Below are 14,600 nucleotides of genomic sequence, written 5' to 3' on the forward strand. Positions count from 1 at the left end.
AAAAAATTTATTAAAACAAAATTAGGTTTTGGGGTTCTTAAGGGGCTTGCCCCTTAATGTTAGGAGGTAAAAAATATGGTTGATAAAAACAAATATCGAATCCTCGTTACTGGAGGTGCAGGTTTCATAGGTTCAAACTTAGTTGATAGATTGATGAAAGAAGGCCATTCCGTAGTTGTTATCGATAATCTTTCCACAGGAAACGTAGAATTCTTGTCACCTTTGGCTCTTTTTTATCAACAAGATATTAGAGATTATAATGTTTTGGAGAAAATATTTGAAACCCACAATTTCGATTATGTTTTTCATTTGGCGGCGCAGATCTCTGTTCCCGATTCTGTTAAAGACCCAAACTGGGACGCAGAAATCAATGTGATGGGTACTTTGAATTTGTTAAAATTATCCGTTAAGTACGGCATAAAAAAGTTCATATTTTCTTCTACAGGCGGGGCTATTTACGGTGATAACGCTCCTATTCCCACTTCAGAAGATTATTGTCCACATCCTATTAGTCCGTATGCCATTTCAAAACTTGCTTGCGAAAAATACATCGAATTTTATTCACTCCAATATGATCTGAATTACACTATATTGAGATATGCGAACGTATATGGTCCCAAACAAACTCCAAAAGGAGAAGCCGGGGTAGTTGCAATCTTTACACAAAATATGGTTGAGAAAAAAGAAATAGTTATTTACGGTGATGGAGAACAGGTACGAGATTTTGTACATGTTTTTGATGTCGTTGAAGCCGACTTTTTATCAATAAATAAAGCTGATAAAGAGACGATAAATATCTCAACCAATAAGAAGACAACTGTAAACGAGCTTTTTGAAGTGATGAAAAGGAAAACAGGGTATGAGAATGCCCCAGTTTATAAGCCAGAAAGAGATGGGGATGTGAAGATAAGCTTACTTTCGAATGCGAAGGCAAAAAGTATTTTAGGATGGGAGCCTAATTACGATTTAGAAAAAGGGGTGGAAAACACTATTGAGTGGTACACAACCTCTTTATGAGATAATTAGACCAAAAAAGGTTGACGAGGTATTGGGTAACGAAAAGTTGAAAGAAATTCTTAAAACCTGGATAAAGAATAAAAGGGTTAGGTCATTCATTATATATGGGGAACCTGGAAGTGGTAAGTCTACGATTGTAAGGGCTTTAATAAACGAGATTAAAGATTATTACGATGTTTTTTCTATTTCAGGTGCAATAGAAGGAAAGAAAAAAATAAAGGATATAATAGAGCAAAAAAATAATCTTTTTACAAAACCTAAATTATTATTTGTCGACGAAATACATCGATTGAATAAAGCCGAGCAAGATACCTTACTTTTAAGTGTTGAAACGGGAGAATTAACTCTTATAGGGGCGACAACAGAAAATCCGGCTATTAGTGTCAACCCCGCTTTGTTATCGAGGGTATTAGTTTTTAAAACTAAAGAACTGATTACTGACGATTATGAAAAATTATTCCAACAAATAGAGGATTATTACAAAGATTTAAAAATTACAAAAGACGCACGTAAAGTACTCATAGAATATGCTGGAAATGATATCCGAAGGATAATGAATCTAATAGAGACTGCAAATGAAGCTGGGATAAATTCAATTGATTTAGAATTTCTGAAAGATTTTACCGGATATCGGCTAACTTACGATAAAAACGCAAAATACAGCTTCATTTCTGCATATATAAAAAGTATGAGGGGTAGCGATGTGGATGCGGCTTTGTTATACCTTGCTTATATGCTTGAAAGCGGTGAGGACCCGATGTATATAGCAAGAAGGATGGTTATTTTATCTGCCGAGGATGTTGGTTTGGCTGATCCTAACGCCTTAAATATAGCCGTATCAGCTATGATAGCTACTGAACATGTTGGTTACCCCGAATGTTACCTTCCGTTATCTGAAGCTACAATTTATCTGTGTTCATCGCCAAAATCCAATTCAGCATACCTAGCCTACGCTAAAGCCAAAGAGTTTATAAGCCAAAATAATTTCGAGATTCCCCCTAAATTGATAAATCCTTTGAATAAAAGAATGGAAAAACAAGGCTTTGGAGAAGGGTACAAGTATCCTCACGATTACGGAGGTTTCGTTAGAGAAAGTTACATGCCAGAAGGTTTTGAAAGTACCCAATTTTTCACGCCAAAGGAAATCGGTATTGAAAAACGCATAAAAGAACGATTAAAAGATCTCTGGAAAGATAAGAAGAATTATTGAACAACGAGTCATGAAACTTTTTGCACAAAAATTTAGATAAGTTAGCATTATTGAAATTTTTTTCATTATTCGGGAATAATCTGCAATAAATTCTGTAGACTATTGTTAATTAGTTTTTTTCTACTTGACAATCAAGGTTAATATTTATTATAATATGAAATAGAATTAAAGATTAATTATGCTATGAGGTGAATATATTGAATGATATCATCTTAGACGTTAGAAACATGAGTACCCACTTTCCCGTAGCTGAAGGAACGGTTAAAGCTGTTAATCAACTTTCTTTCACTTTGAGTAAAAATGAAACTTTAGGAATCGTTGGTGAAACAGGATCGGGAAAAAGTGTAGCCATGAAGTCTGTAATGGGGATGATTAAAAGCCCTGGTTACATTACCAAAGAGAGTCAGATATTATTTAAAACAAACGAATTCAGTAAAGACGGTAAGGAAGAGTTCGTTGATCTGGCAAAATTAAAACAGAAAGATTTTACAAGGATAAGAGGAAAACATATAGGAATGGTCTTTCAGGATCCAATGTCTTCTTTGAACCCAATGTTTACAATAGCTGATCAAATGATTGAAACTATTGTTTTTCACCAAAATGTGTCCATAGAAGAAGCAAGGGAAAGGGCTATAAAACTTTTAGATGATGTAGGGATTGCCAACCCAGCTGAAAGGATCGATGACTATCCCTTTCAGTTTTCAGGTGGTCAAAGGCAAAGGGTAGTAATAGCAATAGGGCTTTCTTGCAATCCAGAAATTTTAATCGCCGATGAACCTACCACCGCTTTGGATGTTACTATTCAAGCCCAAATTTTAGAGTTGATGAAAGATTTGCAAAAAGAGTATGATATGGGAATGATATACATAACTCATGACCTCTCTGTAATTGCTGAGGTTGCCGATAAGGTTATCGTAATGTATGGTGGAACACAGATGGAAATGACAGATATTTATACACTTTTTGAAAAACCTAGGCATCCATATACCCATGCTCTGCTTTCCTGTATACCAAGGCACGATATAAAGGTGGATCTATTGAACCCGATAAAAGGTCAACCTCCTGTTATGCTGGATCCTCCACCATTGTGTCCTTTTTTGCCAAGATGTCCATATGCCACTGATAAGTGTAGGAAAGAATGGCCCGAGTTAACAGAAGTTGAAGAAAATCATTACATAAGATGTTTTAATCCTATATCTGATACTACTCCTGTTCATTATGACGATGTGATTGATAAGAAGGAGGCTCTTTGATGCTTTTAAAAATCCGTAATCTGAAAAAGTATTTTCCAATTAAACAGGGGTTTTTGATAGATAGAACGGTCGGATACATTAAAGCAGTGGATGGGGTCAATTTGGACTTAGATATAAATGAAACTTATGGATTGGTTGGAGAGTCAGGTTGTGGAAAGACCACGATTGGTAAAACGATTTTGAGATTGGAAGATCCTACTTCGGGGAAGATTTTTTTAAACGGAGAAGAAACTTCTCATTATTTTATGAATAAAAGAGCTGGAGCAAAGTATTTGGAAAGGGAATACATCGAATACGCTCATGAACTAGAAAAAGAGTTAGGGAGCAAAGAGAAGGTTCTTGAAAATCTTGAAGAAGAAGAGAGAAAGTATATACAATATTACTACGATAATGGAAAAGAAAAATTTTTTGATTATATGTTTAAAGATATTGATAGAAAAAGAGCGGATTTTAGAAGAAATGTTCAAATAGTGTTTCAGGATCCTACATCTTCTTTGAATCCAAGAATGACTGTAGGACAGACGTTGATTGAACCACTGTTGTTTCACAAGATGGCAAAAAATAAAATAGAGGCAAAAAATATCGCCCTTGATATGTTGAAAAAAGTCGGTTTGAAACCTTACCATGCTGACAGATATCCTCATCAATTTTCTGGTGGGCAAAGACAGAGGATTGCCGTAGCACGTGCGATTATTTTAGACCCAAAGTTGATTATCTTGGATGAACCTACTTCTGCGTTAGATGTTTCAGTACAGGCACAGATAATCAATCTTTTAAAGACTTTACAGAGTGAGTTCAACGTTGGATATCTCTTTATTTCTCATGATTTAGGGGTTGTTAGGTTTATTTCAAACCATGTTGGTGTTATGTACCTTGGAAGATTAGTTGAGTTTGGAGACGGTTCAGAAATATTCGATAGAACGTTACATCCATATTCACAAGCTTTGCTAAATGCCGCTCCTCTTCCAGATCCAAGAAAACGAAGAGATAGAAAAAAGTTTTTGGTTAAAGGTCAAGTACCAAGTCCAGTTAATAGGCCTAAGGGATGCTTTTTCAACCCAAGATGTCCCTACGCTATGGATATATGTAAAAAAGATTACCCTGAATACTATAAAATAAACGAAAACCATTATGTTGCTTGTTTCTTATACAAAGAGGATAGAGATAGAGGTTTATCACAAGAAAAAGAGGGTAAGTTGGTAAAATAACTTAAAGGAGGGATTCACATGAGAAAGTTGTTGGTACTTTTAGTAGTGGCTTTAAGCGCTTTGACGATTTTTGCGCAAGAAGCTTACAACCCCGAGTGGCTTATCGCCGATGTAGAAGGTGGTCAAAAGGGTGGAACCTTATACCTTGCTACAACTTCTGGCCCAAAAACTCTAAATACTTACTGGGCTCAAGAGACATCATCTTCTATCATCATCAATCAAGGTGGTGTATCGTTACTCAGCAGCGATTTTTATGGCCAACCAACACAACCATCGCTTGCAAAGGATTGGGGTGTTGAGCGTACAGCAGATGGAGGCACACTTTACTGGTTTGAGATGAGAGAAGGGGTTAAATGGTCCGATGGTCACCCACTAACCGTCGACGATGTAGTTTTCACATGGGAGAAGATAATAGTCCCAGATTTAACCGCAGATGGTAACGATGTTTATATGGACGCTGAAGGTAATCTTCCAGAATTGACTGTCGAAGGTAATAGAATAATGTTCAAATATCCTACAGTATTCAGATTTGGACTTGAAACAGTCGGTGGATTCGCCATAATGCCTAAACACGCTTTAGAGGATAAAGTAACGGATGCAGAAACCTTCCAGTCCACTTGGACGGTAGAACAAGTTGATCAAATAGTAGTTGGCGGACCTTTTAAAGTTACAGAGTACACTGAAGGCGTCAGGGTAGTTTTGGAAAGAAACCCATACTACTTTGAAAAGTCAAAAGACGGGGTCCAACTTCCTTACTTAGATAGAATTGTCTTCGAAATAGTGACAGATACTAATGTTGAAAGATTAAGATTCGAGGCAGGAGAAATAGATATGCACGGTCCTCAAGCTAAGGATTTCCCAGCTTTGAGAGCTCAAGCCGAGGAAAAAGGTTGGAATGTAATAGTAGGTCCAGCTACTGCCGGGTCAAACTTTATAGCTTTCAATTTCAACGCAGCCGATCCTGTTCATAGGGCATGGTTCAGAAACGATAATTTCAGAAAAGCTGTAGCATATGCCTTTGATAAACAAACTCTTATAGAAACACTTTACAACGGTTTAGGGGTACCTTGCTATGGTCCAAGAACTAATTCTTCAGCTTTCTACAATCCTGAAATTGAGGAGTTAGGATTCAGATATTCACTTGTTACAGCCCAGAGACTTTTAAGAGAAGCAGGTTTTAGTTGGAATGAGAAAGGCGAGTTAGTCGATTGGGATGGAAACGTTGTTGAGTTTGAATTGAACACCAATGGTGAAAACGTGATGAGAAACGAAATTGCTGTTATTTTAGTTGATTCCTTAGGGAAACTTGGAATCAAAGTTAATTACAGGCCAATGCAATTCAACGCAGTGGTTCAAAAAATGTACTCAGCTAACTGGGATGCAATTATCATTGGATTAGTTGGAGGAGACGATCCTGGATGGGGTACAAACGTTTGGTTGTTAGATGGTGGGTTACACTTCTGGAACTGGTCTCCTGAAGTTATGGAATGGGTTGATCCAGATGAATATTGGGCACACCCTGCTGAGCAAAGAATTGATGAGATTATGAGAGTTCAGCGTTCGATTTTGGATAAAGATGAGCTCCAAGAGCTTTGGGACGAATGGCAAATGTTGGTTGCGGAAAATCAGATCTTAGTTTACACAATTTCACAGAATTACTTGAACATACATAAAAATACGTTGCATTTGTATCCTGTAGAAAAATATGGAACGATCAACCCTTACGGTTATTCCTACTCACCAGGTCTGTGGAAAATTGAGTACGCCTGGAAAGAACAGTAATTTTTAGGTTTATTAAAAAAGGGCGGAAGGGAAACCTTCTGCCTTTTTAAAATCATAGTAGGGAGGCTTCGTGATCTTGCTCAAATATATAATTAGAAGGCTTATTCTTGCTATACCTGTGTTGTTAGGAGTATCGGTTATCTCGTTTTTTGTAATGCAGTTGGCACCTGGTGATTTTTTGGATACATATAGAGTAAATCCCAATATCAGTCGCGAACAGATTCAAGAATTAGAGAGATTGTATGGATTGGATAAAAATCCTGTAACCCAGTATTTCTTGTGGTTAGGAAACATTATGAAGGGAGATTGGGGTTACTCTTTTGTTTATAAAATAGATGTTTGGCAAGTGATGTTGAGAAGACTTGAAGCCACACTTTTATTGGGAGTGACAACTTTTATATTTACCTGGGGGATTGGTATACCTTTAGGAATAACAGCAGCGCTTCACCAATACAAATTTACTGACCAAGCTCTTTCAACTCTTGGGTTGATAGGTCTTTCTATTCCAAACTTCTTTTTCGCGTTATTATGGTTAATGTGGGCTGCAAATACTGGAATATTTCCAATCGGGGGGATGTTATCACGAGAATTTGCTAATTTCCCCTGGTACAAACAGATAGGTGATTTCTTCTGGCATGTTGCTGGCCCTGTAGTTACATTGGGAACGGCATCTCTTGCTGGAACTATGCGCGTTATGAGAGGGCAGATCTTAGATGAGATGAACCAAGATTATGCAGAGTTTGCAAGAGCAAAGGGGATGCCTTCAGACGTTGTCATATACAAGCATACGTTGAGAAACGCTATCAATCCTGTAATTACCTCATTGGGATTCAGTTTATCTTCGATATTGGGTGGTGCGTTGATAACGGAATATGTGTTTTCATGGCCAGGTTTAGGAACTTTGATGAGAGATGCGATCTTCCAGCAAGATATTTACCTGGTAATGGCAAATTTGTTTTTGCAAGGTATTCTACTAATTACTGGTAATTTGATCGCTGATATCTTACTTGCTGCATCTGATCCTCGTGTCAGATTAAGAATGAGTGCTTAAATTGGAGGGATTTTTAAGTGAGAAAAAAGCAGAAGGATAATTTGAAGAACACACCCCAAAACACACAAAACGATGAAGAACTTTTTGAGCGAGAATTCATGTCAACGCCTGCACTTATTTGGAGGGCATTAAGAAGGCACAAATTGGGAATGATATCACTTGTTGTGTTGATCATTTTATATTTACTTGCTATATTTGCAGATTTTGTCTCTCCAATGAATCCATTTAATAACCATATTCAGTATAGATTTGCCCCTCCTTCTACGATTTATAGAAAGGATTTATTCACAGGTGAAAGAGTCGGACCTCACACTTACCTGTATATGAGTGAGAGAGATCCAATAACATACCAAAGTAATTACGTGGAAGCAACCCATTTGGATGTAATTAAGGCGAGGGATCCCGAAACGGGTGAGTTAATTACCTTTGAATTGGGTGAATACAATCCAACCTACAATGCAACAGTTTCAGATATTACTTATACATTTAAGAATACTATCATGGCGAAAACTGCAGATGGAGAATATATTGAATTATCAACCAATCGTAAATATGATCAGACTTTGATTCCTTTATCTTATTTTACAAAAGAAGAGAACTTAAATGGTCCAGTTTCATTTGAAGATGGCCTTTATGACGTTAATTTTTCAAAACTTCTGAGTGGAGAGACGATTGTTGTTAACGAAGATAACAGAAGTATGGCAATTAATACTTACAAAAGTGATTATAGATACGCTCCTAAAATAAGAAATCAAGAAATTATTAGCATAGATACTTTTGCGACTTTGGAAGAGATATATGTCTATTTTGATTTTTTACCTGTTGTATTGACCCCTTCAGATTTGCAAGCGGTTAATTTAAAAAATTATCCTATTGAATTTTTTATTCATTCTTGGGATTACAAGCTTTTAGGGCTTTTCCCAACCAATTTACATTTATTTGGAGTTGAAAAACCAAAATTACCTTCGTTATCAGATTATTTTTCAAACGATGGGATACTGTATGTATGGGGATCAGACCAATATGGAAGGGATATTTTCAGTAGGATATTCTTTGCTTCCCGTATCTCTCTTTCTATAGGGTTGATTGGAATATTATTAACATTTACAATAGGTATCTTTTTAGGCGGTTTGGCAGGATACTTTGGAGGATGGGTGGACGAAGTGACTATGAGGTTTACGGAAATATTGATGTCAATCCCTAGCCTTTATTTGATATTAACTTTAAGTGCTGTGTTGCCTACAGGTATCTCACCAGAGATTCGGTATCTTCTGATAGTTGTAATCTTGTCTTTTATTGGCTGGCCTGGTATGACAAGGGTTATAAGAGGAATGACTATGGGTTTGAAACAAACAGAGTTTGTTCAAGCGGCTATAGCTTTAGGATATCCTCCAAGAAAAGTGATATGGAACCATTTGTTACCAAATACCTATACCTACGTAATCGTTTCTGCGACGTTATCTATACCGGGATATATTTTAGGTGAGGCTAGTCTCAGTTTCTTAGGTGTGGGAGTAACCGAACCTGGAGCCTCGTGGGGCTTGATGCTTTCCCAGGCTCAGGATATCCAAGTTTTAACCAGTTACCCTTGGGTACTTTTACCAGGATTGTTTATCATTATAACGGTTCTAGCCTTCAATTTGTTTGGAGACGCCATAAGAGATGCGTTGGATCCACGAGCCTTAGGCTTGTAATTCTATAATTAATATAAACCCCACGTATTTTGTGGGGCTTTTTATTATGGTATTTGGTTTGTATTTTTCTGTAAAAGGTAAGAAATTTAGTGAAAATTTGAAAAAGTTAGCATTATTGAAATTTTTTTCATTATTCGGGAATAATTGGCAATAAATACCTTAGATTATTGTTAATTAGTTTTTTCTAACTTGACAAACTCTGTAAACTTGACTATAATTATATATGGTAAAGAAAATATTGTTAAGTAGTAATAATATAATTTTAAGTTTTGGTTTTGTTGTTGGTAAGTTGGTTTCAATTAGGATTTTATAAATCTTAAAGGAGGGGTAATATGAGAAAAGTAGCAACTTTTTTGTTGGTTACGTTTGTTTTGATTTCTGCTTTTGCATTAGCAGAACAGGGACCTATGCCGGATAAGGTGTATTTCGATGTGAGAATGCAACAAGACGTCGCAATACAAGATGTCGCAGCTGGAAACGTAGATGTCTTTTTATACGGTGTGGGGGCTCCAGTGATTAATTCTCTGCCCCAATCAGTGCTTGAAAACTTAGATATTTATAACATTCCATCGGGTTCATGGTCTTTATTGCTCAATCCTATACCAAACGAACCTCCGTATACGGTGAATGTCGATGGTGTTGAGTATTTTAACCCGTTGGCGATTCAAGAAGTAAGGTTTGCTTTGAATTTCCTAATTAATCGACAGTATTTAGTCGACGAGATTCTTCAAGGTGCAGGTGGAGTAATGTATACGATGGCAACCCCCGGACAACCTGGGACCCAACCTTACATTGATATAACTGCAAATATGGGTTTTACTCCAGAAGGTAACCAAGAGCTAGCCCTTGAAATGATAGAAAACGCTATGAATGAAGCTGCCAATTTGCCTGAAAATAAGGGAAGGTTGGTAAAAGACGGTCAATGGTGGACTTTTGATGGACAACCAGTGACATTGAAGTTCTTAATTCGTGTAGATGATCCTACAGGAAGGTTGCCCGCAGGTAGATACATAGCCGATCAAATTGAAAAAGCTGGTATAAAGGTTGAAAGGTTAGAAATAGACAGATATGCAGCAGTGGATATCGCTTATTACTCAAACCCTGCAGACTTACAATGGCATATGTACACAGAAGGCTGGGGTGCAGGTGCTACGAGAAAGTACTGGCACCACATTGTTGCCCAAATGTATGCACCTTGGTATGCTAATATGCCAGGAGGTCAAGAGCCAACATTTTGGAATTATGAACAAGATGAGATCGATGAGCTAACTCAAAAGGTTTATTCAGGGAATTTTGCAACAGAAGAAGAGTATTGGGATATGATTCTGAGGGCAACTGAACTAGGTATAAGAGATTCCGTTAGAATATATCTGACTTATCAAGAAGACTTCTATGTTGCCAACGAAGATCGATTCAACAGACGAATGGTATATGGGCTTGGAGATGGACTCAATCAGTGGTCGATTTTAACAGCGGATACGGTTGATAGAATTTTAAGAGTCACTCAATTCTCTGCCCAAGGATCTTTGTTCATGGGTGCCTGGGATCCAATAGGAACAGATGGATTCAACGATATGTATTCCATAAACGTTGCATCGAACATGTACGACTACGGGATGTTTGAAAGTCCAGCCTCAGCTGATCTTACACCTGCAAAAGTTGTTCCAAGGATGGATACGTTGGATACCAAATTTGAAATTGATTCAAACGGTGAGATGGTTGGTTTAATAGAGGTTCCCGAGGATGCTCTTAGAGTTGATCCTGACAGTAAAAAATGGGTACCTGTAGGACCAGGTGTTACATCTATCAGTGTTTGTACTTACGATATAATATACGGCGTTTGGAATCACGAAATATCTGAAAGCTTGGTAGATTATATGTATCAACCTTTATATATTTGGGACCTTTCAGTTGATTCTGGACAAGGTGATTCAAGGTACGATGCGACTTATTCAGCTTCGGCAATGCCCGGATTAGAAGTTGAGGTTGCAAGAAAAGTAAATGAAGATGGTTCAATAACGGTATGGTTTAATTACAACTTCCCAGTTGATGATATGTACTTAGCTTCTTGGGGAGCACCTGGCTGGTCAGTCTCAATGTCAGGACAACCAATAGGTGTTTCTTGGGAAATAGTTGAAGCTTTGACAAGATTGGTTGAACATGGAGGAGTATCAGGAAGAGAATACACATTCTCATCAACTGCAGCAGGTGGAAACATCTACGAAGTTGATGTACTTGAGCCTGTAACCGTTAACGATATTAAAGCAGAACTTCAAAAGATGATCGATGAAAGGTACGTACCAGTTTACATTGAAGATATGATTACACCTTACGAAGCTGTTGAAAGATATCAAACTGCACTTGATTTTGTTAATGAATACAACCATGCTTATATAGGGAACGGTCCTTTCAAGATGACCCAATATGATCCAAGTGCACGTTTTGTTGAATTAACTGCTGTTAGAGATGAGAGATACCCGTTCGAACGTGGATACTGGAACGAATACTTTGAAACCGTCAGACTTAACGTTGATAGTATAGAGCTTGCTTTTGCTGCTATAAGAGGGTTAGACCTACCGGTTACCATCTATGTATCTGAAGTTCTTTATCCATACGATACATATTCCCCAGCTCCTCAAGGGGACGTGGAAGTTTCATTGATCACACCGGAGGGTCCAAAAACTTTCAAGGCTGACGTAGAAACAGCTGGAACATTTGTTGCAACTATACCTGGAGACGTGCTCAATACATTAGAACCTGGTACTTATGCGGTTGTAGTAACTGCAAGGTCGGAAGGAGCAATTCCATCTACTTATTCAACAACTATCGTTGTGTATTAATCTTCCAAAAAGTCATTTTAGAGTTTAAGGGCTCCCTTATGGGAGCCTATTTTTAGAAAAGTTGAACTATATACAGAGGTGATTAACCGTATGTATTGGAGATATGCTGTTCGAAGAATATTGATGGGTGTTGTTATCTACGTTGTGGTCATTTTCATATATTCAGCCTTATTTAACACGGTCATGGATCAGACGTTAAATAGTCAAATAGTTGAGCAAGTAAACGGTGAAATGATGAAAATGTCACAGGTAGGAACAGATCCTGAATATTTGGTAGAATACAGGCAGAGAAGGATCAGCGAGCTTCGTCAATTGTACCACTTAGATGACCCTATACTTTCCAGAATTTTTTGGAGGGCTATAGATACGTTGACTTTCAATTATGGGAACTCAACTGTGATGAGGTCTTTTGAAGGTGAAACAGACGTTCTTAAAATAGTTTTAGAAAGAATTCCTAATACCTTGATGTTGTTTACTACCGCGATAATTATTGATATACTAATAGGGGTATGGTTAGGCATAAGAAAGGCTCAGAAAGCTGGAAAGATGATGGATAAGACTACTTCTATAATCACTATGGGGGTATATGGTCTACCATCTTGGTGGTTTGGAATGGTTATGATTATGTTATTCGCTTTTGCAATACCTATTTTCCCATCAGGAGGTATGAACAGTGTCCCTCCTCCAACGACCTTTTTTGGAAGATTACTTGATACTTTATACCATATGGCTTTACCTATAATTACCCTAGTTTTCATAGGTTTCTGGGGAAGGGCTTATTTAACAAGGAATATAGTTCTAGGAAATCTTCAAGAGGATTTTATTATGTCCGCAAGGGCAAGAGGGATTCCTGAAAGGTCTGTTTTATATGGTCATGCTCTAAGAACCTCTGCTCCTCCCATTTTAACTATGTCACTTTTATCGCTGTTAGCTTCTTTTTCTGGCGCTCTTGTGTTTGAAGGTATATTTAGTTGGCCTGGAATGGGTAACCTTTATTGGGCAGCGGTTCAAATGAACGATATCCCTGTTCTTTTGGGTAACCTTTCCATAACAACGCTTATATACATTTCTGGTATCGTGGTTTTGGATTTGATATACGGTTTCTTAGACCCTAGAATAAAAGTTGGTGGGAAAGCGTGAATAAAACAAAGAATAAAACAAATCGTGTTGCTAAGCAATTAAAAGATTTTTGGGATGAGTTTAAGCAAGTTAAATTTGGTATAGCTGGAATTATTCTTTTACTCCTTTTTGTATTTTTAGTCGTTTTTGAACAATTTTTAATCCCGTTTCCCGAAGCTTCTACAAGGTGGAGGGATATTACATATTGGGAAGATAACCCACGAAGCGTTCCTCCCGTTTGGATAAATTGGTTTTCTCAAAAAGATTATACACCGACTGAATATATTGAGGATTTAGAATATACAGAACAAAATATTTCTGGTCCAATAACTATGCAAAGTTCAGTTATAGAATATGAGTATGGTTATGATGTTCCCCCTGTTGATTTAATTTATAGAGGGACCTTTAAAGGCAACTTTAGTATGAATATTGTGTTGGAACGTCCAGATGGTAATAAAATCAATTTGGTAAACAAAAGTTTCAGTTCGAATACTGAAAAAGACTTTAGAATATCGATTATTAATGAAGCAAATAACAACGTTCAAAGTTTTGCTAGAAGATATGTACAAAATTTACCGCCAAGGGTTGACGTAAATACTGTACTTTTTTCACAAGCCAACGGTGAGCTTTTTTCAAATCCAACTCCATTAAATGGGACTTATAAGTTAAATATTAATTTAATAAAGATGACTGAGGATACTACTATACAAGATACAAGGTTAGTTGTTTCTGGAAGTGTTTCTGGTTTACTAGGTACAGATAACTCTAAAAGAGATGTTTGGAGTGGATTGGTAGCAGGCATTAAGTGGGCTTTGTTCATAGGGCTTATGACATCTGCTATTTCAGTGTCAGTAGGCGTAGTTTATGGAGTTGTTTCTGCATATTATGGTGGTATAGTTGATTCTATAATGCAAAGAATCTGGGAAATATTCATCAACATACCGCTTCTTCCTGTTTTAATTGTTTTATCGGCAATATTTAAGCCCTCTATTTGGAGCCTTATTCTTATGATGAGTTTGTTTTTTTGGGTAGGCCCTGTTAAAACAGTAAGAAGTATGGCTTTGCAAATAAAGGAAGAAACATATGTTGAAGCTGCAAAAGCTCTAGGCGCTTCACATAGAAGAATAATTTTCAGACATATGGTTCCGATCTTGATTCCATACGCCTTTGCAAGTATGGCACTCAATGTTCCAAGCGCTATTCTTTACGAGGCAACCGTTAGTTTGCTTGGTTTGGGAGATGCCACCATAGTTACTTGGGGGCAGATTCTCCACGATGCCATGAACGGTGGAGCCGTAACAAACGGTCTTTGGTGGTGGGTTGTACCTCCTGGAATTGCTATCGCTTTAGTAGGTATGACTTTTGCCTTTTTAGGTTTTGCAATGGACACCATCTTAAATCCAAAATTGAGAACGAGGTAGATATG

Annotated in this window: 10 protein-coding genes; all 10 read left to right on the forward strand. The window is 37.3% G+C overall.

Going from position 1 to position 14,600, the window contains the following annotated elements:
• Positions 1-75: 75 nt before the first annotated feature.
• Positions 76-1,017 carry an NAD-dependent epimerase/dehydratase family protein gene (locus BZ25_RS03080; RefSeq protein WP_121567370.1) on the forward strand — a complete coding sequence of 314 codons (942 nt, stop codon included), beginning with the start codon at positions 76-78 and terminating at the stop codon, positions 1,015-1,017.
• The gene (locus BZ25_RS03085; RefSeq protein ID WP_121567371.1) at positions 992-2,227 is read left to right on the forward strand and encodes a replication-associated recombination protein A; all 1,236 of its coding nucleotides are present in this window, start codon (positions 992-994) and stop codon (positions 2,225-2,227) included. Before BZ25_RS03080 ends, BZ25_RS03085 begins: the two co-directional genes overlap by 26 nt.
• A gap of 227 nt (positions 2,228-2,454) precedes the next feature.
• The gene (locus BZ25_RS03090) at positions 2,455-3,480 is read left to right on the forward strand and encodes an ABC transporter ATP-binding protein (protein WP_370038177.1); all 1,026 of its coding nucleotides are present in this window, start codon (positions 2,455-2,457) and stop codon (positions 3,478-3,480) included.
• Positions 3,480-4,688 carry an ABC transporter ATP-binding protein gene (locus BZ25_RS03095; protein ID WP_121567373.1) on the forward strand — a complete coding sequence of 403 codons (1,209 nt, stop codon included), beginning with the start codon at positions 3,480-3,482 and terminating at the stop codon, positions 4,686-4,688. Before BZ25_RS03090 ends, BZ25_RS03095 begins: the two co-directional genes overlap by 1 nt.
• Before the next feature lie 18 nt (positions 4,689-4,706).
• A complete protein-coding gene (locus BZ25_RS03100; protein WP_121567374.1) occupies positions 4,707-6,470 on the forward strand; it encodes an ABC transporter substrate-binding protein in 1,764 nt (587 codons plus the stop codon).
• A gap of 76 nt (positions 6,471-6,546) precedes the next feature.
• Entirely contained in the window at positions 6,547-7,521 is a 975-nt protein-coding gene (locus BZ25_RS03105; protein WP_237729766.1) for an ABC transporter permease, read from the forward strand.
• Between the two features lie 17 nt (positions 7,522-7,538).
• The gene (locus tag BZ25_RS03110; RefSeq protein ID WP_121567375.1) at positions 7,539-9,215 is read left to right on the forward strand and encodes an ABC transporter permease; all 1,677 of its coding nucleotides are present in this window, start codon (positions 7,539-7,541) and stop codon (positions 9,213-9,215) included.
• 332 nt (positions 9,216-9,547) lie between these two features.
• On the forward strand, positions 9,548-12,055 hold the full coding sequence (locus BZ25_RS03115; protein WP_121567376.1) for an ABC transporter substrate-binding protein: 2,508 nt from the start codon (positions 9,548-9,550) through the stop codon (positions 12,053-12,055).
• Between the two features lie 90 nt (positions 12,056-12,145).
• Positions 12,146-13,195 (forward strand): ABC transporter permease, encoded by a 1,050-nt coding sequence (locus BZ25_RS03120; protein ID WP_121515164.1) that lies wholly within the window; start codon positions 12,146-12,148, stop codon positions 13,193-13,195.
• Positions 13,192-14,595, forward strand: a complete 1,404-nt coding sequence (locus BZ25_RS03125) for an ABC transporter permease (protein WP_121567377.1) — start codon at positions 13,192-13,194, stop codon at positions 14,593-14,595. Before BZ25_RS03120 ends, BZ25_RS03125 begins: the two co-directional genes overlap by 4 nt.
• The last annotated feature ends 5 nt before the right edge of the window (positions 14,596-14,600 follow it).

The organism is Petrotoga sp. Shatin.DS.tank11.9.2.9.3, from assembly GCF_003665005.1.
GTDB classification, from domain to species: Bacteria; Thermotogota; Thermotogae; order Petrotogales; family Petrotogaceae; genus Petrotoga; species Petrotoga mobilis.